The organism is Phocaeicola sp. RTP21359st1_B8_RTP21360_211022 (assembly GCF_040911965.1).
Taxonomy (GTDB): domain Bacteria; phylum Bacteroidota; class Bacteroidia; order Bacteroidales; family Bacteroidaceae; genus Phocaeicola; species Phocaeicola vulgatus.
In genome coordinates, this window is record NZ_JBDFXP010000024.1 from 45,349 (window position 1) to 70,038 (window position 24,690).

Annotated in this window: 14 protein-coding genes; 1 reads left to right on the forward strand and 13 read right to left on the reverse strand. The window is 40.7% G+C overall.

Annotated elements, in window-relative coordinates; genetic code table 11:
* Positions 1-69 precede the first annotated feature (69 nt).
* The 10 genes from AB5062_RS13410 to AB5062_RS13455 form a co-directional block, all read right to left on the reverse strand.
* Positions 70-1,032, reverse strand: coding sequence for a zinc ribbon domain-containing protein (locus tag AB5062_RS13410; protein WP_008667982.1), 963 nt, complete (start codon positions 1,030-1,032; stop codon positions 70-72).
* Positions 1,019-2,848, reverse strand: a complete 1,830-nt coding sequence (locus tag AB5062_RS13415) for a U32 family peptidase (protein ID WP_032952571.1) — start codon at positions 2,846-2,848, stop codon at positions 1,019-1,021. The genes AB5062_RS13410 and AB5062_RS13415 overlap by 14 nt, the downstream gene beginning before the upstream one ends.
* The gene (gene metA, locus AB5062_RS13420; RefSeq protein ID WP_005842582.1) at positions 2,845-3,762 is read right to left on the reverse strand and encodes a homoserine O-succinyltransferase; all 918 of its coding nucleotides are present in this window, start codon (positions 3,760-3,762) and stop codon (positions 2,845-2,847) included. The genes AB5062_RS13415 and metA overlap by 4 nt, the downstream gene beginning before the upstream one ends.
* Positions 3,763-3,858: 96 nt before the next feature.
* Positions 3,859-5,298 carry an alpha-L-fucosidase gene (locus tag AB5062_RS13425; RefSeq protein ID WP_198652708.1) on the reverse strand — a complete coding sequence of 480 codons (1,440 nt, stop codon included), beginning with the start codon at positions 5,296-5,298 and terminating at the stop codon, positions 3,859-3,861.
* A 57-nt stretch (positions 5,299-5,355) separates the two neighbouring features.
* Complete coding sequence (locus tag AB5062_RS13430) at positions 5,356-7,485, reverse strand: glycoside hydrolase family 2 protein (protein WP_032952573.1); 2,130 nt, start codon at positions 7,483-7,485, stop codon at positions 5,356-5,358.
* A 19-nt stretch (positions 7,486-7,504) separates the two neighbouring features.
* Positions 7,505-8,638 (reverse strand): glycoside hydrolase family 105 protein, encoded by a 1,134-nt coding sequence (locus AB5062_RS13435; protein WP_005842587.1) that lies wholly within the window; start codon positions 8,636-8,638, stop codon positions 7,505-7,507.
* Positions 8,639-8,727: 89 nt separating this feature from the next.
* Positions 8,728-12,678, reverse strand: coding sequence for a hybrid sensor histidine kinase/response regulator transcription factor (locus tag AB5062_RS13440; RefSeq protein ID WP_228680496.1), 3,951 nt, complete (start codon positions 12,676-12,678; stop codon positions 8,728-8,730).
* A 213-nt stretch (positions 12,679-12,891) separates the two neighbouring features.
* Positions 12,892-14,058, reverse strand: a complete 1,167-nt coding sequence (locus tag AB5062_RS13445; protein WP_032952576.1) for a discoidin domain-containing protein — start codon at positions 14,056-14,058, stop codon at positions 12,892-12,894.
* Positions 14,059-14,080: 22 nt separating this feature from the next.
* Positions 14,081-16,066: a RagB/SusD family nutrient uptake outer membrane protein gene (locus tag AB5062_RS13450; protein ID WP_032938628.1), complete on the reverse strand. Its 1,986-nt coding sequence runs from the start codon at positions 16,064-16,066 to the stop codon at positions 14,081-14,083.
* Between the two features lie 21 nt (positions 16,067-16,087).
* A complete protein-coding gene (locus AB5062_RS13455; RefSeq protein WP_227212409.1) occupies positions 16,088-19,222 on the reverse strand; it encodes a TonB-dependent receptor in 3,135 nt (1,044 codons plus the stop codon).
* A gap of 779 nt (positions 19,223-20,001) precedes the next feature.
* Between AB5062_RS13455 and AB5062_RS13460 the strand changes: the two genes are divergently transcribed.
* Positions 20,002-21,564 carry a Gfo/Idh/MocA family protein gene (locus AB5062_RS13460; RefSeq protein ID WP_005848863.1) on the forward strand — a complete coding sequence of 521 codons (1,563 nt, stop codon included), beginning with the start codon at positions 20,002-20,004 and terminating at the stop codon, positions 21,562-21,564.
* Positions 21,565-21,931: 367 nt separating this feature from the next.
* Here the strand turns inward: AB5062_RS13460 and AB5062_RS13465 are convergent, their stop codons facing one another.
* The 3 genes from AB5062_RS13465 to AB5062_RS13475 all read right to left on the reverse strand — a co-directional run bounded on the left by AB5062_RS13465 (position 21,932) and on the right by AB5062_RS13475 (position 24,687).
* Positions 21,932-22,660 carry a nitroreductase family protein gene (locus AB5062_RS13465; RefSeq protein WP_022508609.1) on the reverse strand — a complete coding sequence of 243 codons (729 nt, stop codon included), beginning with the start codon at positions 22,658-22,660 and terminating at the stop codon, positions 21,932-21,934.
* A 21-nt stretch (positions 22,661-22,681) separates the two neighbouring features.
* Entirely contained in the window at positions 22,682-23,377 is a 696-nt protein-coding gene (locus tag AB5062_RS13470; RefSeq protein ID WP_008667973.1) for a type 1 glutamine amidotransferase domain-containing protein, read from the reverse strand.
* Between the two features lie 140 nt (positions 23,378-23,517).
* Positions 23,518-24,687, reverse strand: a complete 1,170-nt coding sequence (locus AB5062_RS13475; protein ID WP_005940860.1) for a TolC family protein — start codon at positions 24,685-24,687, stop codon at positions 23,518-23,520.
* Positions 24,688-24,690 lie beyond the last annotated feature (3 nt).

The window sequence follows — 24,690 nt, forward strand, 5'->3', positions numbered from 1 at the left end:
TACATAGAGAAAATGCTGTTTACAATAGAAAACTGCTTGAGCCTTTGTCAAAAGAAACAAACAATAAAATTATTCATTGACAGCGCCGCAATGAGGACACACTCCTTTATTCTTTATCTTCGCCCCACAATTTCCACAACTGAATTTATACCGGGAAGCATGCTTTATACGATTAAATGACCATACAGCATATACCAATAAACATGGATAACCCAAATAGTAATACGTAGTAAATGTAAAAAACAAATATAAAAAGATACAGCAGGACATCAATCCCAACAAATAAAAACATGCAGCTTCAATATGTGTCTGATGAAACAAATCATCCAAAGTAGCCAACCCCACAAGAATAATCCCCCAAATATTAAACATGAAAAGAGAAAGAATAAAAGGTAAGCTAAAAGGATTCAAAGAAGGATTATAATAAAACTGCTCCCAAGTTCCCGGAACAAAATGCTGAATACTGGCATAAAGCGTAGCTGCTGTAGCTACCAACCAAGAAAGAACTGTAGGAAAAACGCTATCAATATCATTCAACCAGATTAATTGCAGCTTCTGGCGACGAATAGCCCTATGAATATACCAAATACCGAAAAAGCCTAATATGACAAAGAAAGCGATGGTATGAGAATTACTGAAAAAATGAATAAACTGTGACACTGAATCCACAGGAACTACTTTCTCCAACAATTCCTTTTCATGTATCCATCCCATTGTTTCCTGGTCCCGTGCTACCTTTACCCATACAGAATCCACACTATCAGCAGCTTGTATCATAAACTCCGCTACCACCAGCCGTTCTCCTTTAAAAACAGGAAGCACATCAACCAATGGCAGTTGCTGTAACATAAGCGAATCTGAAGTAACCTCAAAATTACTGTTTAATGTATAATGCCGTTCTATCAAATAATTGACAGAATCCCTTTTCTTTTGCGGCATATCCCCACTCGGAGTAACAGGTGAAGGATATTGGCAAGCCATTAAAATAGCCAACACCAAAAACAGTAATCCGATGTACTTACTTTTCAGCATAGACTTTCATCTGACAATTCTTACAATCAAACTCTAAGCGGAAACGTCTGTTATCCGAGCTAACCAAATAATAAGGTTCCCTATAAGGAGAACGCACTTTATGCCAAGAGGGACACCATCCCATACTATAACGCAAACAATGCTTGCAAAACATCAATACCGCTTCTTCTGCCGGAGCCTTTTCATAAGCCGGAGCAATACGCTGCACGCCATGATTCCTATAGAAGGAAACAGCATCAGCATTCATCACATTTCCCAAATAAGTCAATTCATTCACAGGAAAAGCATGATGCGTTCGAGGCAACTTGTAAATTTCCTGCCGATAGTTAATACGGCGCACTTCCAGCAGTTTCTCTATTCCCTTACGGCGAAGTTCGGCAAGCATAGAAGCCGGAATAAACCAATTGTCCGACCAGTCAATCACTATATCTGACGCTTCAAATGGAGTATTTCCTAACTTTCCAAGTTGTGTACGCAAGTTATCTTCCTGCGGAGTACGGGCACGTTCCTTCTCCCTTTCCAGCACCACACTGACACTGTGATCATCTTCATCGGTCAGAGACAGAGTAAAGCCCCGATTATTTTCAGCCAATTTTAAAATGACAGCAATTTTCCTTTCAGCTGATTTACGCGACATCAACCTCTCAAATTCCTGATCAAAATTACGATAAAGTATCGTACGGGGCTTTATCCGAGGCATCTCTTGAGGAAATAACTTATTATTCTCCACCCGGTTTATGCGAAATCCCTGCAACTTACCAGTCTCATCCAAAAAACAGACGCCATCTCCATTATTAAAAGACTTGATTCCGGCTACGGTAAGATAATTACCACGAATTTCCTTCACTGTCCCCATCTCCTCCCCTAAAGACTTGGGAGTATCAAAAGAAAAAATATCCTTATTCCTGTCAAAAAGAAAATAATTAGTAAAACCACGACTGAAACTCTTATCCAATTGAGGTTTGAACTCTAATTTCACTTTTCCCGATGAAGCACGGATATACTCTTTACGACGTTTGAAAACACTATCCAGCTTCTGGCGATAATAAGCTGTTACATTTTTAACGTAAGATACATCCTTCAAACGTCCCTCTATTTTCAGGGAAGAAGCTCCGGCATCCAGCAATTGCTCCAACTCTTCGCTCTGATTCAAATCTTTCAGAGACAATAAATGCTTATTCCTTACTATAGATTTACCGTCCGCATCTACCATATCAAAAGCAAGGCGACAGAACTGGGCACATTCTCCCCGATTGGCACTACGTCCGAAACAAGCCTGACTAACATAACATTGTCCACTATAGCTTACACACAAAGCACCATGTACAAATACCTCCAAAGGCACATCAGGACAAGCATGATGGATATTTCCTATTTCAACAAGAGAAAGTTCACGAGCCAATACCACCTGACGGAAACCTGCCTCAGCCAGGAATCTTACTTTTTGAGGAGTACGATTATCCATCTGTGTGCTGGCATGTAACGGTATAGGTGGCAGATTCAATTCCAACAATCCCATATCCTGCACGATCAAAGCATCCACTCCGGCACGGTATAAATCCCAAATCATTTTTTCCGTATCCTTCAGTTCCTCATCCTTCAGAATCGTATTCACCGTCACATAGATACGAACATTATACACATGAGCGTACCGCACCAACTCAGCGATATCCTCCAATGAATTCCCCGCAGCCGCACGTGCTCCGAAACGGGGAGCACCAATATAAATGGCATCAGCACCGTGATCAACAGCTGCAATACCGCACTCCAGATTTTTAGCAGGAGCTAATAATTCTATTTTTCGTTGTCTGATCATCGTATCTGATTTATATCAAACGGGGTTTCCTGATATACATAATAGTTCAACCAATTAGAAAACAACAAATTGGCATGTCCGCGCCAACGCACCACCGGGGCATTGTCCGGATTATCGTCCTTATAATAATTTACAGGCATTTCAATAGGCAACCCTTTCGCCAAATCACGCTTATATTCCGTATCAAGCGTATAAGGAGAATACTCCGAATGCCCGGTAATAAAGAATTCACGCCCATTACGAGCCATAGCCATATAAACCCCAGACTCATCAGACTCAGCTATTAAAGCCAACTCTTTTACTTTCAGAATATCCTCACGGTGTATTTCGGTATGACGGCTATGTGGTACAAAAAACTCATCATCAAAACCACGGAATATGGGCAATCCCTGTACATTGATATGATGACGGAAAATACCAAACATTTTTTGTTTCAGCGGATATTTGGGAACTCCATAGAAATGATAAAGCCCGGCTTGGGCCGCCCAACAAATATAAAGAGTTGAGGTAACATGAGTACGCGCCCAATCAAAAATAGTAGTAATCTCATCCCAATAATTCACATCCTCATACGGCATCTGCTCTACCGGAGCTCCCGTAATAATCATCCCATCATATTTCTCGTCGCGCATCAAATCAAAGTCATGATAGAATGCTTTCATATGTTCTACCGGCGTATTTTTCGATGTATGGCTTTTCAACTTCATAAATGATATTTCCAACTGCAAGGGAGTGTTGGAAAGCAAACGTACCAAATCCGTTTCTGTCGTTATCTTCAACGGCATCAAATTCAATATCACGATTTTTAACGGACGAATATCCTGTGCACTGGCACGTGAATTGTCTATGACGAAGATATTTTCCTCCTTCAGCAATTCAATAGCAGGTAGTTTATCGGGTAAATTTAACGGCATTTTCTTATCTGTTAATTAGTTGTAAGTGCAAAATTAAAAAAATCCCGCCAATTCTCCTTACTAAACGATCTTTTGGAACAAATAAAATGAGAATAATTATATTTTAGCCTGCTGATATTCACCTTCCTCTTTCGTATTCTCCTGCATTTCGAGGACAATGACAAAAGGTCGGTCAGTTTTATATGAAGCAGGTACAGCTACATGATACAAGGAACTGTTCCGCTTGTTTTTACCTGCATTCTGAATTTCCGTTTCCTGATTATTTTCTAGGAAATAAGCCTTCATGGGTATGATTCCACCTTTCGGTATTTCTATCTTCAGCAGGTTATTAATCGGGCGGTTGAATACGCACATATACAATTTATTGCCTTTCTGCGTAAAGTATCCCCAATCTTGTTTCTGTACTGTTGAATGGGAAGTACCATAAATGGCTTCTTTATTTATTTTCATCCAATCCCCTATTTCTTTGGCTAGCTTGGTTTCTTCCGAACGGATATTCCCTTTTCCGTCTGGACCGAAGTTGAGTACAAAATTTCCATTCAGAGAAACGGCTTTCACCATCATCTCCAATAAATCGTATGATGTCTTTACGTATCCCCGCCATTCAGCATGATATCCCCATTGATTTTCAGGAATGGTCATCACACAATCCCAATCACTACCATTCAGGTCTTCTAGGGAGTTTGGCAAATCCCGTTCCCAAGTCTGGTCATAATCATCAATCAGGTCTCCATTAGAATCATAATGCCGTTTTCCATATTCATCGGCACGAAAACGACTGCCAATGATGAGTCCCGGATGGAGCTTTCTCAATTCAAGACCTAAAGTATCCACCCACGCCGCTTCATTCATCCAGGCTTTATCCCAACTGCCGTCAAACCATAATCCTTTGATAGCAGGGTAATCAGTCAGCAACTCTATCAATTGATTGCGGGTAAACTCCTTGAAAGTTTCATACGCAATACTATCTTGCCGGGTTTCTGGAGGTGCAGGACGATAACCTTTATGGTTCCAGTCAATAATGGAAAAGTAGAGATGCACATCAATTCCCTCAGCGGTATAGGCATCTACTATTTGTTTCACTACATCTTTTTTATAGGGAGTATGGGCTATGGTGTAATCAGTATATTTACTAGGCCACAGACAGAAACCATCATGATGCTTCGTTGTAAATATCATATAATTCGCCCCCATCTGCCTGGCCTGTTTGGCCCATGCCTTTGCATCGAAAGAAGTGGGGTTAAACTGTTTGTACAAGCTATCATAGGCATCTTTAGGCATTTCTTTCCACGAGCGTATCCATTCGGCAGCTCCGGGATAGCATTTACCTTCCCAAAAGCCACCGGGAATGGCATATACTCCCCAATGGATGAATTGTCCCAGTCCATGCTGACGCCAACGTTCCATATCTGCATCGGTACGGTTACCTATTCTATGAGCTCCATGCTGCAAGGGAATGGATGCCCGTCTTGTCTGTGCTTGTGCCCAAAGGGGCATTGACAGAAATAAAAATAAAATATAAAAACACTTTTTCATGTTTTCGTTCATTTTAAATTTAGTTTTGAGTTAAATGTATAAAAAATCCACCACGAATTAGAGTCCGACATGTTCCTTTGTTTTCTCTTTCGGATCGGACAAATTAAGTCTATTTTTATTTTCCGGTGAATAACTCCATCGAATGGTATCTTCAAGAGTTTTCCCTTGATGATCCACTCGGGCTTCAATTACATTTTCCCCTTTATTCAATGTCACATTTTCAAAAATATAATGTACCGAAGTCTGTCCTTTACTGACTGTTTTCACTTCTGTCCCATTAACAAACAAACGGGGAACACCTACGTTACAATACACCGTTACGGGAGTCACTTCATTCTCACGCTCAGTAGCTCTTCGTTGGGTTATATAAAGCACCGGCTCTTTGCTCCAATTGGCTTTATACCAATAGAAAGGATCTTTCTTTGTTTGTCTATCAAAAGTAACCAACCCCTTCATATTACGTGCCTTTACGCCACCCTGTGCCGTGGCCGGAGTAGCAAAATCAAAAGTATTCCAAATATAAGAAGCTACCAAATAAGGGTGTTTGGAGATTACCCCCCACTGAATTTCGTGAAATTTAGTAGAGAATGTCTCAGGATAAAATTGAGAAAAGTATCTTCCGACTTCGCCTACTGCCTCTTCCTGTTGGTGAATATTGGCCTCGGCACCATACTCAGAGAAAACAACCCGGTAATCTGGGAAATTCTGCTCCATACCTGTTACCCATTTTTCTATGTCGCCAATCTTGCCTCCATACCAACCGAAATAATGATTGATACCTTGAACATCAGCGTTCAGGTTAGACTCTTGATTTACCACAGAATATCCATTGACGGAAGCAGTAAGACGATAAGGATCTTCCGTTTTGGCCAGGTCATTCAATTCGGTGGTCAATGACACGGTATAATTATAAGGAGCGTATACTTCGTTATGAAGTCCCCAAATATAAATGGAAGGATGGTTGTAGTTCTGACGGATCAATTCCACCAATTGTTGTTTGGCATTGCCACTTTCCTGTGTACTGACACGATTGACAAATGGAATTTCCGCCCAAACCATAAAGCCGATGCTGTCACATTTTGCATAAATACGTTCCGCTTGTTGGTAGTGTGCAAAACGGATAGTTGTGGCACCGATTTCCCGAATGATAGCCAAATCCGTATCATGCTCCTTATCTGTCAATGCACTCCCCAACTTCCACCAATCCTGGTGACGGCATACTCCGTACATAGGCACTTTCTTACCATTGAGATACATTCCGTCCGCAGCCTTCAGCTCATAATGACGCAAGCCCAAGGGCTGGCTCACTTCGTCAATGACTTTCCCGTCCGCCAAAAGATTGACTACAACTTTATATAAATAAGGATCTTCCAGACCTTGCCATAAATGGGGATTCTTGATGGTAAAGTCCTGATCATATATTTGCCTTCCCTGTGGCGAAACCGTTACAGGAAATTGCTGCTGTGCCTTCACCCTACCGTCACGCTCATAAATCGTAGTGGAAACTACGATTTTTTTAGCTTGCGCTTTCTTGTTTTCAAGTTTTATCTTTATGTTTACATCAGCCGATTTACGATTCACATTCTTCTGACTGATATAAATGCCCGGAGATGCATAGTCCGTTACAGCTATATTCACCGGTTCGGTAACGATTAATTCTACAGGACGATAAATCCCCCCATACACTCCGAATAAAGTATTATTGACCGGAATAACATTAGGCCGGGGAGAGTTATCGACTTTCACCAAAATTTCATTAGACTCTCCATATTTCAACAATTTACTGATTTCAATGGCAAAAGCTGAATACGCGCCCTTATGATTACCGGCATAGGTTTTGTTAATATACACGTCGGCAACAGAACCTACACCTTGAAAACGTAAGAATACCCTTTTACCTTTCAGTTCTGCTGCCGGGGTATATTGTTTTTTATAATATGCCTCACCGGCATAATAATTATTCATTTCGGTCTGCATATCCGTAGCATTCCACGTATGAGGAATGGTGACATCCTGCCACCGGGCATCAAAACCGGCAGAGAACAACAGAGGATCTTTAGCAAAAGGTCCTTTCTTAAAACTCCAACCTTCATTAAAAGAAGTTATATCTCTAGCCTGGACAAAACGAATAGAGAAGGCACAGAGAAAAACTAGCGAAATGAAAAAAAGATACTTTTTGTTTTTCATAATATATGACTGATAATGATTATTCGATCAATTTTATTATTTCGGTTCCCGCCATAAGGAAGGCTCCCACCCCATATACGGCTGTCATTTCACGCGTTACTTTTTTAGGATCGGCTCCGATAGGTTGAACCCACCCGACCTTTCCATTTTGATCAACAGTAGAAGTCAGTGCTTTCCATGCTTTCCGGACAACAGGCAGATAAGATGTATCCAGCAAATGATGATTCAGCCCATAGGCCAACCCATAGGTTATCAAGGCAGTGGAACTGGTTTCGGGTGACGGGTAACTATCCGGATCAAGCAAACTGGCATGCCAAAATCCTTGATCATCCTGTAACTTACTTAATTGAGCAGCCAACTCTACAAACAATTGCACATAAAAAGGTCGCAGACCCGAGTCTTTGGGTAATAATTCGAGTATATTGGCAATTCCTGCCAAAACCCATCCATTTCCTCTGCCCCAAAAGACTTTTGTGCCATTCGCTTCTTGTTTACCAAAATAACTGTCGTCACGAAAGAACAAATGGTTAGTCCAGTCATACAAATGATGATAAGTTTGCAAAAAATGAGTATGCATAAACTCGAGATAGCTGGTCTTTCCTGTGATTCGGGCCAGATGAACATAGACAGGGGGAGCCATGAACAGTGCATCACACCAAGTCCAGCACTGTTTATTGGAATATCTCATGCTGGTATCTGCCGGATGGTTCATAATCCAGTCTACTCTTTCTTGCACAGCATGAAGCATCGCATCTTTTTTATAACGATCGTACATACCCAGATAAAACTGTCCTATGCATAATTCATCTGCATGGTAATATTGATATTTCGGGTAGTCAGCAAAGTTTGCAGGAACGGACCACTCATTCTCTTCTCCTATTTTCATTAACCAATCAAGATAAGTAGAAGGTACTTCTGTTGTTTGAACCCACTTCAACATACCTGCATAAAGTACTGCATTGGTCCATGCATCAATACCATAATCATGCAGATTGCCTGTCTTTTGATAAGTAAAATTATTGATCTGCCAATCCGCTACTCGTTCCATGATTTTCTGTAGGTCGGAAAAAATTGTATCAGGTCCGATTCCTGACACACGGCTGGGCAGTATCAGTAATAGAGTAACTATCAGAATGGATAAGCGTGCTTTCATTATATTATTTTTTTTAAAGTTTATGCGAAAATAGCTATTTCGCCTTTCTGATAGCTTACTCTAATCGCTATTTATTTTATCCGATTCATTTAACGGGTCGTTTTTTTATGCTTTGCTGCAAAAGCTGTGGGTGTTTCGCCAAATACCTTTTTAAATGAATTAGTAAAATAAGCCTGACTCTCTATACCGATATGCATCATAACTTCCCTCATGGTCATGTTTTCCTCAATAATCAGCTTGGCCGCCTTACGAAGACGACAATTCAAAACAAACTCCACTACAGATTTTCCCGTCAGACTTTTCACCTTAGTGTAAAGTTTACTTCTACTCATGGATAGTTCTCCCGCAATCTGATTGATATCCATCTCGGACTGATCCATGTTCGCCTCAATAAAAGCAATAAATTGTTTTAGAAACTTATTATCCTGTTCATTGGAAGATAATTCACAGCTGTCAGCATAATAATTTTTGGCATAATGCTCTTTCAGTTGCCGCCGGTTTCTAAATATATTCTGAATGGATAATTTCAGATAAGTCAAATCAACAGGCTTTTCAAAATACAGATCAGCACCGGAATCCACTCCTTCAATCTTACTTTCCAGACTTGTTTTCGCTGTCAACAATATAACGGGTATGTGTGAAGTATTCATATCTCCTTTTATATCATTACATAAAGAAATGCCATCTTTATTAGGCATCATAATATCACTGATTATTAAATCAAAATCGGTGTGTTCTATCAGTTTTAAGGCCTCCACTCCATCACCAGCCTGCATTACCTGAAATTCATCCGACAATGATTCGGCAATCAACATTCTCAAGTCTTCATTATCCTCAATAATCAATATTTTCTTTTTAGTTGAATGCAGCAATTCATCTTCCATCCCTTTCATTTCAACAGAAGTTGCCATTTCTTCCGAGTCTGTCCGGATTATTTCTTCAGCTCTCGTTTCTTGATGCCTTATAAAATCGGATTCATTAAACATACCACTATCAAGAGGCAGACGGACAACCATATCAGTACCCCGTCCTCTTTCACTAAAAATAGAGATACTGCCTTTATGGAGCAATACCAAACTTTTAACAAGGGCCAATCCAATTCCCGTTCCCAAATGCGAATCTGTATTTACAGTATTCACCTTATAAAATCTGTCGAAAACGCTACTAATGGAATCATGAGAGACACCGACTCCGGTATCACTGACAAGGATGAAAAAAGTATCATCAACACATTCGCCCACTATAAAATTGTTCTTATATTCTGAAGTAAAACAATCTTTTCGACCTCTTGTTTCCAGCAATATTTTTCCATTGTCGGGCGTATATTTAAATGCATTATTCAACAGATTCATCACTATTTTCTCAACAATATTTCTATCCGCATAAATCGTCACAGGTAATTCAGTATCGCAAATCACCTGAAAATCAATCTTGCGTTGTTCAGCATAGTCTATAAAATCATTCGCTATTTCTTTGACTATATGATTTATATCCAATGGTTGCAATTCCAGTTTCATCATGCCGTTTTCTACCGTTCTGAAATCCATCAGTTCGTTCACCAAGTTCAAGAGACGCTGTGCATTGCCATTCAATATCCGATAATAATATTCTTTCAAACCTTCCCGTCGCAATTTGTCTAAAGCGGCTATGATAAGAGAAAGCGGAGTCCTGAAATCATGCGAAATATTAGTAAAAAAGCGCAGTTGTGCCTGATGGATCTGTTCCTTTTTATCTTTTTCTATATTCTCCAAGTAGAGTTGTAACTTTAGTTTTTTCTTGTCAGCATAATGTCTGCAAATCAAGTAAATCAGACCTATAATCATTAAGGCATAGAGGATATATGCTGGCCAACTATACCAAGGGGCAGTTTTTCTGATTACTTTAATCACTGTAGGGGTATCACTCCACACACCATCATTATTGGCAGCATAAACTTCGAAATAATAAGTTCCGGCTGGTACTTTTGAATACATGGCAATACGATTCTGTGCATTCGTAGTAATCCAATGATCATCATACTTTCTCAACCTATATTTAAACCGGTTCTTTTCAGGAATATGGTAATTGTCTGAAGAAAATTGGAAACCAAAGTTAGTCTGATCATACTCAAGGATTATTTCATGAAGTGAATTATCAAACAAATAATGGGGATGAGTGGATGTATGATCGATGAAAAAATCAGAAATAATCGCTCTGGGCTTATAACTGTTATAAGAAATCTTTTTGGGGTCAATAACGGTAAAACCATTTGTCCCGCCAAAATAAATCAAGCCGTCCATTCCTTTCATACAGGCCAAAGGATAATAAACTTGCCCTTGTGTATCTTCTCTTTTATCAAAATTCATCAATCGGTTACCTACAATATTATAACAATATAGCCCATCATCGGTTCCCATCCAAATGTTCCCGTCATCATAACAGATACTATAAATGGAATAAACACTTTGTTGCAATACATCTTTCAAAGATATAAAACGGGAAGTATTGGTATCAAATTTAATGAGTCCGTTACCAATGGTACCAATCCAAATATTTCCGGAATCATCCAGACAGAAAGTAAACAATCCCAAATAGGTAGAATCATTAGGAATCATTTTCTCGACGACATGCTTATCTATGTCCAAGCGATAAAGGGTTTCGTTACTAATGGCCCACAATGTTTTTTCCCCTTGACGAAGAATATCAAACAAATAAGAATTATTACTTATACTGTCCAAACTGAAATGGGTGAACGATTCTTCGCGAAACGAAAAATAAGACACTTCCGCCTTTTGATATTGATAAGCGACCCACATTCCTGAGTCCCCTTCAAGAATCGTCTTCCGCACATCATTCACCAGCAAGGAATGAGGAGCACCTTTGGTATGCTTGAAATTAGTCACCTTCTGCCGACCGACATTATACAAATCCAATCCCCCCATAAATGTAGAGATCCATAAATTATGACCAGCATCTGTAATCAATGACTTTATATTGTTGGAAGTGATGCTGTTTGCACTTGTAATATAGCTGAATTCTCCCGTGGCTTTATTCATCCGGTTTATACCACCCCCTTCCGTACCTACCCACAGATACTGTTGATCTTCGGCAAACGCACTGACCGGGGTATGATTCAATCCGCTATTTTGAGGATGGTATGTCTTGAAGGCATTGTTTTCATCAATATTCACATAGCATAAAGTTCCCGAATACGTACCAATCCATACATTACTCTGCCGGTCCTCACTGATTTCCCAAATGGAATTATTCGGCAAACTGAATGGATCTGTTCTGGAATGTTTATAGTGTGACAACTTACCGTCTGTAGGATCGAATATATAAATGCCATCAATTGTTCCAAACCAGATATAACCTTTTTTGTCAATATAGAATGTCCGCAATGAATTTCCTTCATAGTCAGTAAGCAATGTATAATGGTCTTCTATTTTAAAGGTAGACATATCTATTTTATATAATCCAGAATTGTTGACGAATATCCATAACTTCCCCATGTATGCCCGTGCAAAACGAATATTTCCATCCGAGTCGGGCAATGTGAGACAAAAGACAAATTCATTCTTTGCGTAATTGAAACGATATACTTTTTGTCCTATAAATGTATACAGATCATTATTATAAATACAAAAGGCGGTATTGACGCCACCCGCTGCTTTCCCATCATAATTGGGAGTATTCAATTCTCCAGTCTGTGTATTCAGAATACTCCATTTTTCTTTGATCCGGATCCATACATTGTTTGCCTTATCTACCTTGATATGGCTTACCGGATCATAGATTTTTTCAAACTGATCCGAATTCCGGTCATAACGATAAACGCCATTGTTCGTATTGACATAAAGATACCCTAATAAATCGGATGCCATATTATTGAATATCCACCTTTTTGTAGGCGCCATCGAGGCAAAATAGGGATAATATTTTTTGTAATGATACCCATCGAAGCGATAAAGTTCATAATCCATCATCGTCCAGATAAAACCTTCCTTGTCCTGCTCTATAGCCTTTATGCCATCATAATAAAAGCCACCGCTAGGCGACATTGTCCGGAATTTATAGTCTCCGGTAGCGGTGCATGGGGAAATTATGTATATAAGGATAAGAAAGAATAATAAGTATCTGCTTTTCATGTTGGCTTATTGAGTTAAAAGTTGAAATTGATAATAAATACAAAAGTAAGGAAAAGATAGCATTGTAAAAAATAAAACATAGAAGGGAAATCTTTGCAAAGATTCCCCTTCTATGTTTTAAATCATTTATCTGTTATAAATGAATACTTGCAAATCTCCAACAGAAACATTTCCTGCTTCTGAATAATTCCAATCAGTCTGACCTTCTCTTAAATGACCTTTGATAAAGGTTATGCGGATATATCTGGCCTCTATCGGTTCAACAGAGAACAATTGGTAATCATCTACCTTCAAAGGTGCTGTGACTTGTACTCCCAAGTCGCTCCAAGCATCACCCGCCTCTTTCTTTGCCTCTAGTTTAAAGCTATGGCATTGCAGATGGGAATAATTCAAACTACGATGCCTGTATCCCAATTGACCGAACTTGATCACTTCCCCCAAGTCAATATCCAGATAACATACCGGATCATAAATGGGACGAGTTAAGATATCGGGACACCAAAAAGTTGAATTCTTATCATCAAACAGATTCTTCATGTCCCCTTCTTTCGTACCTATATTACTTGAGTATTTCCAATTATCAGAGAAAGGAAAACCTACATATATGGGAGCTTCAGCCGCTACTTTCACTCTACAAGTGGCTGACATTTTGCCTCTATCATTTGCGGTTACCGTAATAGTTGTAGCCTGTCCAACTTCTCCTATTACCGTTATTACTCCGTTCGGGTCAACTGTAACCACTGTTTCGTCCTGCGACGAATAGGTCACGCTCTTGTCGGTGGCATTACTCGGATTGATTGCTACATATTGAGCCAGATTGAATGTCTTACCATTCTCCACTTCCACACTTTGTCCAGCGGACTGAATCGTGATACTTGAAACAATAACTACATTACTAATAACCCGGACCGGATATCTGACGTATGTACCCGAACCGTCGTCCACCCTGACGATAATCGTATCCGTACCCAATGGAAACGGGATATCCCCTTCGGCAGGTGTAGTTAATTTAGGAGTAATCAAACCGCTTTCACTCAATTCAATCGCTCCAGTGGGTTCTCCTGCAAAGTGGTAACTGACAGCGTTTTCTCTTGCACTCTCAGGCATGATGAACGGTTTTAGTTGCAGAGGCTGTCCTTCCGTCACATCAATCCCGAAGATATCGCTTTCAATATTCGTAGCATTATTCACGGTAATATTTACCGCTTTGCCTGTGTTGTCATCATCGCTGCACCCCGTACACAGTGCTCCGAATGAAAACATTCCTACTAAGAAATATATATTTTTTTTCATAATCTTGCGTTATATTTATAGGTTATCTATTAATGTCTTTCCAACCCGGATTCTGCTTCAGTTCCGGATTCATCAGCATTTCATTCAGAGGTATCGGATAATAGTAACGTTTGTCATCCCAAGGACGCACGCCGTTGATAACAGTGGTAGAGGTAGGCCAAGGAATAATGAATCCTTCTGCATCCACAATCACCTGATTACCTACTTCTCCTATAGGAACCGTCACCTTGTACGGATAATCCTTATACGTTTCATCATTACGGTTCTTACTGTACAATTCAATCTTTTCAGGTGTCATTTTCATTCCTCTCACTGAAACTGTGAATAATTTACCAGCTTTCCATCTCATCAAATCCTCATAACGCATGCCTTCCATCATCGTTTCCACACGACGTTCGCGTCTTATTTCACGAAGAATAGGAGATACGGAATAATCCAGTTTTTGCGCATAGATAGCATCCAGACGTGGATCAGCCGGAATGTTGGACAAAGTCAGTCGGGCATTGGGATATTTGGCAAAGTCGTATCCGGCTCTTTCTCTTAATGCATTGATCGTAATATCCAAATCTTCATTGGTGATTTCTCCCAACTCAGCCCTAGCTTCCGCATAAATCAGCAACAATTCCCCGTAACGGAACATGTGGGCTGTCTGCACCCCTTTGGGATTAGCTTCCCAGTTTGCATAATCGGGCATCCAGTGCTTGATAAAACGATAACCGGTCACTGTAGAATTATAGTGCTTCATCGGAGATCCACCACCGGTAGCATAAGTAATCATTGGATAGATCACCCCGGTTTCTTCCAAACCATAGGTATTGTCGTCCATATCAAAAATAGAAGCATATTCACCTGGTTTACAAACTGTTTGTTTCAAACGAGGATCGCGATTGTCCAGTTCCTCCCACATACCGTCATATCCTTTGAACAAAGGGTTTACTTCATAATTACCTTCACTGCCTCCAATGTAAATAGGGCGTCCGTCTTCACACAAATATTCTTCAAGCATACATACAGGAGCTCCCATACAGTAACGTGTATGATTATTCATTCCCCAATAACGCGGGTTATCATGTCCTAACTTCACACCGTCATATACACGTGCAAGAATCGTTTCCTCATTACCCTCCAGTTCAGGTGTTCCCTTCTGTACGAACAACTGCCAGTAGGCATCTCCCGACGCATTTTTGAAAAGATGATATCTGTCCTTATTCATAATCAGCCTTGCTGCATCACGACTCATTTCCAAGAATTTACTGGCAGTAGAGCCCAAATTCAATTCTGTATGATATTTCCGGAAAGTGCCTTCGAACAGACAGAAGCGAGATTTCAGGAACAAAGCCATATCCTGATTGATGTATCCGCAAGAATTATCATTATCTTCCAGATTTTCAACAGCAAAATCAAAACATTTCAAGATATTTTCTACCAGTTCCGTACGGGGCATACGTGGACCGTATAACTCGGGAGAAGCCGTATCCAGTTCTTTATCCAGCCAAGGCACTTCGCCCAAAGCCACCAGCTTGATATAGTAATCCCATGCTTTGAAGAAATAAGCTTGGGCAGCATATTTTTTCAATGATTCAGGATCTCCTACTTCTGTGTAATGATTCAGAAAATAGTTTACTTTACGAAGTTTTTCCCACTGCCAGGGTGTGTCAAAATTCTTGGAAGCCGAATTCGGAGTGTCATAAGTACCTCCCAACTTACCATCAATATCGCCTGCATAAACAGTATTGTCACTAAAAGCATCTCCAAAGATTATTTGGCTGCCTGCCTTCACTGCCAAGAAACCTTTATCATGTGTGGTACTGTTAGTTCCACCGTGACCGTGACCATATACATAATATCTATAAATTCCGTCCAGATATAGCTGCAAATCGGCTTCTTTCGTAAAGAACGTACCATCGGCCATATCATCTATCGGGTTCCGCTGCATAAAGTCATCGTTACAAGACGACAGAGATACTACCAGAGCCACGAATAAAGCTATAATTGAATATTTTTTCATAACTTCTATTGATTTAAAACGTTAAAAACCTACTTGAATTCCTACACTAAACGTCCGTTTAGGGGGATATGCGTCAGACAGATAGTCCGAATCATAATACTTGGGCACATCCGAAAGAGTAAACAAGTTATAAGCGGCTATATTCAGTCTTAACTTCTCCAAACCTACTTTGCCAATCAATGCTTTCGGGAAAGTGTACCCCAAGATCACCTGTTTCAATTTGATATAGGAAGCATCAAGCAAATAGCCTGATTGAGCATAGCTGCCGATTCCGGAACCATACATGGGGAATTTGGCATCTGTTCTTTCGGGCGTCCATGACTGATTGTATGTTTCCCATGAACCGGCTCCTCCACCCCAGTAACTGGAAACATCCTTCAACCAATAATCTCTTTTACCTACACCTTGGAACATCAAATCCAGGTCAAATCCTTTGTACTGGAAGTTGGCGGTAATGTTATAACGATAACGCGGTGCATTATTACCTATTACCTTTTTGTCTCCTGGATCATCCACCGTACTCAAGCCACTGGTAATCACACCATCATGATCCAGATCTTGATACCAAACGTATCCTGGATAGGGCTGTCCACCCTTGAAATAGGCTCCATGGTACAAAGGTTTTCCGTTGGGACCTACCCCGTCAAAATCACTTTCCTGAAGGATACCTCCGGTTTCATATCCCCAAATATCTCCTACGGTATATCCCTTGTACAATACACCGTCACCAATCTTATTGGTAGGATTGGAAGGATAACTTAAAACTTCAGCCTTGTCATCCGAAAGGGCAACACCCACACTATAAGCAAATCCGTTTGACAGTTTATCTGACCATTTTGCCTGAAGTTCAAAGCCGGTAGTTTTCAGCACTCCCGCATTTTCAAAAGGTAGATTATCATCACCAATCAAAGCCGGATAATCTTTTCCTCCCGGAATCAAAATGTCAGTCACCTTTCTTTCGAAAATATCGGCACAGAACGTCAACCGGTTCTGCAAGAAAGTGAAATCAAAACCAAGGTTCTTGGTCGTTGATTTTTCCCAAGTCAATTCAGGATTGATCAATGAAGGAGTAACGATACCGGTGGGATAACGTGTTCCGTCAAACAAGAAGTATCCCTGCTCGGTTCCGAAAACAGACTGATAAGGATATTCCGTATCAGGCTGGCTACCCAAACGTCCCCACGATGCTCTGATTTTGAAATTGTCCAGCCAACTTCTTGTCCAGTCCATAAATTTCTCTTCCGAAACTCTCCATCCTAATGAAACAGTAGGAAAGAATTGGAAACGAGAGTTTTTGGGAAACTTGGAACTACCATCGTAACGGGCATCCACTTCTATCAGATATTTGCTCATATAATTATACATGATACGGCCAAACAACGCCCTTGACGCTACCTCATGATGATAATTGCTTGAAGTGTTTGCCGTTACGTCTTCCACCAATTCAGGATTCAGAATGTATGGATCAAGCATTTTGGTCAAATAAAGGGTAGAACCGGCATAAGTTTCTTGTTCCTGATTGACACCCAGAAGCACAGAAACATTATGCTTTTCTTTGAAGGTCTGGTTATAATCAGCATATACGTTGATGGCATACCTGTCTGTAGTAGTGCGTACCACCTCTCCGCTATTTTCGGTAGCCCAACGAGTTTCAAGAGCAGTCCATGAATTATTAACACGCGCTTGTTTAGGATGAGTCTTTTCTTTCTGATAACTAGTCGGAGTGAAAGACAAGTCAGCCTTTATCTTCAATATCTTGGGCAAGATAGTAAATTCCGGACTGATAGAAAGAATTGTTTTCCTTCTGGAAGTAACACTACGACCACCTGCATATAAATAACTCACCGGATTTTCTGTCACATAGTTGGGTAACGGATCGTCTGCTCCTGTCAGCACCGGCTGATAAATAAAGTTTTCCGGATAATAGGTTTTGGCATATTGCCAAAGATTCATTCCATCTGTCTGTTGGGTCGGTCCCTCATAATCAAATACATTATAGGAAGCCTTGGCTGCCACCGTGAACCAATCATTCACTTTAGCGTTCACACTAAGCATGGTATTGTATCTTTTCAATTCATCGGTTCTGATTTTATACATACCTTTCTGGTCTTGCATACCCAAAGAAATGTAATAACTGATTTTGTCACCGCCACCACTGATAGAAAGATTGTGCTTTTGGGTAGGAGTCCAGTTTTTCACTAATTCTTTATATGGATTCGTATTGCCTACCCACTGGATGGCACTACCTTCCATATAATAAGGTTTATTATTTACGGGATCTTTGATATATGCCATCATATTTTCCATCATATCCTTGTCATGCTGGGTGTATTCAGTGATTTCACCGGTCCACAATCTTTTATCCGCACCAGCTTTGTAAATATGATAAGAATCCAAAATATCGGGCAATTCGTATGGCTGGTCGAAAGCCAGATTATAAGAATAATCTATTTTCGCTTTCTGCTTGTAGGTTCCCGATTTGGTGGTAACCAATATCACACCGAAAGTAGCTCTGGTACCATAAATAGCCGAAGCGGAAGCATCTTTCAGAAACGACATATTATCTATATCATTCGGGTTTAACTGGTTCAAGTCTTCAGCAGTAATTTCCACACCATCCATCAAGATCAGCGGAGAACCGGAAACTACATCAAATTTGTTTTTATCGTCATTGGATGAACCTCTCTGACGGAATGTCGTGGCACCACGAATATTTAAATTCGGAACTTTGTTAGGGTCACCGCCTTCAATACTGATGTTCAAGCCAGGAACCATGCCTTGCAAAGCTTGTCCTATATTAGCAACCGGTCTGTCTTCCAGTGTCTCTGCACTGACAGAAGCTACTGCAGCGGTCAAATTCCCTTTTTTCTGTGACTGGAAACCAATCACCACTACTTCATCTATCATTTTAGAATCCTCAGCCAAAGTTACATTGATCGTTTTCTGACTTCCAACAGTCACTTCCTTGGTTACATATCCTACAAATGAGAATACTAATACACTTTTAGATCCCTGCACCGACAAGCTATAGTTTCCATCAATATCGGTGACCGTTCCATTCGTAGTACCTTTCACCATTACCGATACTCCAATCATAGGCTCTTTATTGGTATCTTGTACGATACCAGTAATGTGCACATCCTGATCTATCTTCATTGCAACATCTGGAACAGCATGTACCACTTGATGCATTCCTGCAAAAAAGAAAAAGAAGCAAAGAAAGCACATCAAGGCTTGATGCGTATTCCTGCATTGACTTTTAATTAACGTTTTGGCATTTTTCATAATTTACATTATCTTAAATTAAAATTAACACCACAAACATAAGAACAAGTCAATAAAGTTCCTTACTAATTTAGGTATTTCTTTTACTCAAATTCAGTAAAAGAAGACAAACAACTGTAAATCAATTCATTCTCATATAAAATAATTGATCAAATAATCTGCTATTTGTATTAAAACATTGTTCACTAAATATCATCCAAACTTTCCAAAGCCATCCTATTTTATGTAAGAAATCGGCAACAACCCAGATGTTAATACATCAGGCCCTTTTTTTAACCCTCTGCCTTCCTACTACTTATTGACAAGCCTTATTTTATTTTGCAATTACACATAAGAAAGATAGGAAATTCATGCATGTAATTTAAAAGGAATGACTATCTTTGACCACGAAATAAAAAGATTCTTATTTCTAATGTAAGAACAAATAGAACGCTCTTTTGTGCTTTACCCAAGCAACGTTAGAGGATGAAACTATATAAAAATGGTATTTCTTTATCACGGAAATGCCCATTAAAATTAAATAGATACAATGGAGAACGTAAAACAGAAGGCAGCCTTTTCTAATGAACCAGAAAAGCATGTCGATTGCTATACTCCCTTGAAATACAAATAACTCTTATTATTAATTTTAATCTTTAAATTCAAAAAGTATGAGAACCTTTAAATCATTGATGATAAGCTTATGTATGGGTACAACCCTATGCATGTGTTTACCACAAACCACGACAGCACAAACCGTAAGTTCAGGAGATTCCTGGACATGGGACAAAGGAACCATTGTGATTGATACTCCTGAACGTCCGGCCGGCCAAAAAAGCGTATTAGGCTTAACCACCCCTAAAATGGAGGTAGTCCGCGTAGGATTTGTCGGATTGGGAATGCGAGGCCCCGGAGCCGTAGAGCGCTTCACTTATATTCCCGGTACACAAATTGTGGCCCTTTGTGATTATGAAGCATCCCGTGCAGAAAAATGTCAGGATATCCTAAAGAAAGCATCTATGCCGAAAGCTGCCATTTATTCCGGAGAAAAGGGATATGAAGAATTATGTAAACGTACAGACATAGATTTAGTTTATATCGCCGCAGACTGGTTGCATCATTTCCCGGTAGCAAAATGCGCATTGGAAAACGGTAAAAATGTAGCTATTGAAGTTCCCTCGGCCATGAACCTGCAAGAATGCTGGGACTTAATCAACCTGAGTGAAAAAACCCGCAAGCATTGCATGATTCTTGAGAACTGTTGCTATGACTGGTTTGAAATGAATACACTGAATATGGCACAACAAGGTGTATTTGGCGAAGTAATCCGTGCCCAAGGAGCCTACATTCACAATTTAAGCCCGTTTTGGGATCATTATTGGAAAAACGGCAAAGAAGACAAACTGGGATGGCGTTTGGATTATAACATGAAACACCGGGGTGATGTATATGCCACTCACGGCCTGGGTCCTGTAGCACAAGCATTGGATATCCATCGTGGTGACCGTATAACCACTTTAGTAGCTATGGACACCAAATCTGTTGTTGGTAAAGATTTAGTGGAGAAGAGAACCGGCGAAGAATGTAAAGAATTCCGTAACGGAGACCATACCACCACCCTGCTTCGCACAGCAAATGGAAAAGTTATTGAAATCCAACATAATGTAATGACTCCCCAACCTTACAACCGCCTGTACCAACTGACAGGAAGCAAAGGGTTTGCCAATAAATATCCCGTTGAAGGATATGCTTTGGATGCAGCACAACTGACCGCATCGGGTGTGCAACCCAAAGTAGACGATTTGAACTCTCACGGATTCTTACCCCAGGCAGAAATGGAAGCACTTGTTGAGAAATACCAGCATCCTATTTTAAAGAAATATGGTGAAATGGCAAAAGAAGTCGGCGGCCATGGCGGTATGGACTTCATCATGGACAGCCGTCTGGTATATTGCCTGCAAAACGGACTGCCTTTGGACATGGATGTATATGACCTGGCCGAATGGTGCTGTTTGGCCGAACTGGGAGCTATCTCTATGGATAACGGCTGTGCGGCAGTAGCCTTCCCGGACTTCACACGAGGTGAATGGAACGTGACCAAAGGTTACAAACATGCATACGCTTCACCCGAAGACGAAAACGCAAGCATGGAAAAAGCAAAGGCTTTCACCGCGAAACTGAAAGAGCAGGGAGCTAAAGAATGGGCGAAAGAAGCTAAGAAGAAAAAGAAATAAACAGGAATAAACAAGAAAAAATGTGCCGGAAGTCACTCTGTCATAAAAGGCAGCCCAATTCTTCAGGCACATTTTTTATGCCGTCCGAACAACAACCGTTTCCGGATTTTATCGAGAATCAAAAAAAGGATGTAACCGGCATTCTTATAATTTCCGGCCAAAGCACTTCGACAGTGTCAAATTCAATCCGACACGCCATTTTGTCAAAGAAGTATACAGAAAGGGTGAAAAGGAACTGGAACACGCAGACCCCACATACGGTTTCAAGACGTCTTCTTCCAAGCACACTCAGGAAGAGCGATTCGGCATGCTGATGGAATATCTAAGGGAATACACCTTCATCACCCGCCAGGAATACCCTGTTCTCTTATATCCTATGATAGATTTCATCGAAAGGAACCCTGCCCCGTTCTCCCCAAATGCCTTTGTTCCCATCCCGTATGCCGCAAGGTATAACCATATTGATGCCTGCCCCATGGGGCAGCTTCAATAGTTTCTTCATCCGCCTGCTGTCAAAACCTTCCAGCGGACAAGTGTCATAGCCTTCGTTTGCCATGGCAATCATAAAGGTTTGGGCAGCAAGGGCACAGGATTTATTTACCGTCACACGCATATCGCATTCCGAAACTTCCAGCATCATAGGGCGGAACAGGCTGATGGTTCTCGCCAATATCACCCTGAAAAGCCCTAGAAGCCCGAAAAACCTTGCATAAATGAAAGGCATCAGTTTACCATAATACAGCTTCCTGTCCCTAATACGTTTTTCCTGACGCTCTTTCGGACTATTACGCCTGATATTTCCTTCTTCAAAGTCAAGCACAAATTTAGCACGCTTTTTATACAAATCCTGACGAGTAACAAAAACAACAATTTCCGAAGCCGTAGAAGCAGCCGACTGCCCTAAACAAGCTTCTGAAACTTTCGCCATCAGTCTGGGATTCGTTATTTGATAAAATTCCCACAATTGCATATTGGAACTATTGGGAGCCAGCGTAGCCAGTTCAAGACAATGTTTCACCTTTTCCGGGTCTATCGGTTTATTTTTATCATACCTCCGCACAGACCGGCGGAAGTTCAATACCTCTTCTAAATTCATTTCCTATTCAAATTAATAACTTTATTTCTTACTGAAACATTGCAGGATGACTTCTGCCATTTTCTTGGAACTGAACGGATTCTCTCCGGTGAACAGATTACCGTCAATAACGACTTTTGAAGTCATCGGAATCAATGCTTTCTCGTAGCGGGCACCTCTGTCTTTCAGTTCGGTTTCCAAATCGAAAGGCACGACCCTTTCCTTTCTTGCCAGAATTTCTTCAGCCCGGCTGAATCCTGTAAGCTTCTTATCTTTAACTAGATATTCGCCGGAAGCCAACGTCACATTCAACAATCCACAAACACCGTGACAAATGGCTGCCACCTTCTTTTCATTTTCATATTGCTTTTTTAAGATGGCTTGCAAGACAATATTATCCGGAAAATCATACATGGAACCATGTCCTCCCGCCAAATAAACGCAATCAAACTGAAATTCGGAGACTTCATCCAAACTTTTAGTATGCTGCAATACATTCTTAAATATGGAATCTTCCCAACAGGTTTTAGTTATCTCATCCATGAGTAAGGGATTCAAACTCTCCGGATCGATAGGAGTATCGCCTCCTTTGGGACTGGCAACGGTAATTTCTATTCCTTGCTTTTTGGCGCCGTGATAAATATGGGTGAGTTCGCTCAGCCATAATCCGGTTCTTAAATTCTTATTCACAAATTCGCCTTCTCCGGTTACTATTGCCAGTAATTTCAAGTTATCCATATTTATAGTTTTAGGGGTCATGCCTATATAACATAACCCCTATCCTATTGTATTCCAAACAGACAAATCATTAATATTATTTGGATTATTTCTTCATCCTTATAATAATCAAATGACAGATTTTACCGAGTCCTAACATTTTATAGGTTATTCTTGTAAATATTCGCCATCACCTTCTGGTATTGATTCTCAATCTGCATATACGCCTGAAGATTCTTATAAATACTTTCCGTTTCCACAAAATATTCAATCAATGAAATTTGTCCTTCGGTCAATGCCTGCTTCAATAAATCCAGCGAACGGTACATCAAAGGGACATCATACGCATTCATGGCATCCTTCAACTGCTGCATCTCATTGAAAAGAGACATCAGGGAAGCCTCGACCCGGTCTTTAGCACTTTCTTGCATAAGCTGAGCGCTGATAGCCTGTGCCTTGGCTATCTTTACCTTTTTACGATTCTGAAACAAAGGCAAGGAGCCCCCTACCACAAAACCATTCATCGAAACCGCATCATCCGTGTTACGGCGAAAGCCGGCTTCCAGCTTCGGCAACCATCCTTGGCGGTCTACCGAAACCTGCTTCTCGGCGGCACGGGCAGTGGCGGCGGCGGCCTGCAAGTCAAGGTCTGACGCCATCACTTCATCCCTCATAACATTGTAATCATTGATTTCCTGTATGGCAGGATACGTGGTTTCAGCAAACTCCAAAGGCATGTTACCGTTCATGGCAAGCAGAGACTGCAAGGCAGTGCGGTGAGCTGCGCTGTTTTGGGCAACTTCCGTCTGCACGTTCATACGCTCCATCTTGATTTTGTTGACTTCCAGTATATTCGCATCACCGGTAGTCAGACGTTTTTCATAAAGTGCCTGTAATTCATCCGCATTTTTCATACGGATATCCATCAATGTCTTTTCCTGATTCAACAGAATAAGGTCCAGACAGAGATTCTTCGCATTCAGCAGAATATCCCGGCGGGCAGCCTGTTGTTGCTTGTCCACCGCTTCGTTCTGCAAAGTAGCCTGCCGGTTGCGGGCAATATACTGAGTAGGAAAATCAAAACCTTGCGAAGCAACGAATTCCGTACCGTGACCACCTTCGGCACCATTACTGTAAAAAGAGCTGTAGCTCACCGTAGGATCAGGCAAGTTGTTGTTTGTCCGGTTTTCCATCTTGGTCGCATCGGCGGCATGTTTCTGTGCCTTGAGCTCTTTATTGTTCTGCTCGATGCTTTTCAAAATGTGCTCAATACTCTGGGCCTGCATCAGTAAGGGAGAGCAGAGGGCTATTATAACTAAGATTCGTTTCATATT

Coding starts and splice junctions, on each gene's coding strand:
- AB5062_RS13410 (WP_008667982.1), bottom strand. CDS start 1,032: ATGCTGAAAAGTAAGTACATCGGATTACTGTTTTTGGTGTTGGCTATT.
- AB5062_RS13415 (WP_032952571.1), bottom strand. CDS start 2,848: ATGATCAGACAACGAAAAATAGAATTATTAGCTCCTGCTAAAAATCTG.
- metA (WP_005842582.1), bottom strand. CDS start 3,762: ATGCCGTTAAATTTACCCGATAAACTACCTGCTATTGAATTGCTGAAG.
- AB5062_RS13425 (WP_198652708.1), bottom strand. CDS start 5,298: ATGAAAAAGTGTTTTTATATTTTATTTTTATTTCTGTCAATGCCCCTT.
- AB5062_RS13430 (WP_032952573.1), bottom strand. CDS start 7,485: ATGAAAAACAAAAAGTATCTTTTTTTCATTTCGCTAGTTTTTCTCTGT.
- AB5062_RS13435 (WP_005842587.1), bottom strand. CDS start 8,638: ATGAAAGCACGCTTATCCATTCTGATAGTTACTCTATTACTGATACTG.
- AB5062_RS13440 (WP_228680496.1), bottom strand. CDS start 12,678: ATGTCGCCTAGCGGTGGCTTTTATTATGATGGCATAAAGGCTATAGAG.
- AB5062_RS13445 (WP_032952576.1), bottom strand. CDS start 14,058: ATGAAAAAAAATATATATTTCTTAGTAGGAATGTTTTCATTCGGAGCA.
- AB5062_RS13450 (WP_032938628.1), bottom strand. CDS start 16,066: ATGAAAAAATATTCAATTATAGCTTTATTCGTGGCTCTGGTAGTATCT.
- AB5062_RS13455 (WP_227212409.1), bottom strand. CDS start 19,222: ATGAAGATAGATCAGGATGTGCACATTACTGGTATCGTACAAGATACC.
- AB5062_RS13460 (WP_005848863.1), top strand. CDS start 20,002: ATGAGAACCTTTAAATCATTGATGATAAGCTTATGTATGGGTACAACC.
- AB5062_RS13465 (WP_022508609.1), bottom strand. CDS start 22,660: ATGAATTTAGAAGAGGTATTGAACTTCCGCCGGTCTGTGCGGAGGTAT.
- AB5062_RS13470 (WP_008667973.1), bottom strand. CDS start 23,377: ATGGATAACTTGAAATTACTGGCAATAGTAACCGGAGAAGGCGAATTT.
- AB5062_RS13475 (WP_005940860.1), bottom strand. CDS start 24,687: ATGAAACGAATCTTAGTTATAATAGCCCTCTGCTCTCCCTTACTGATG.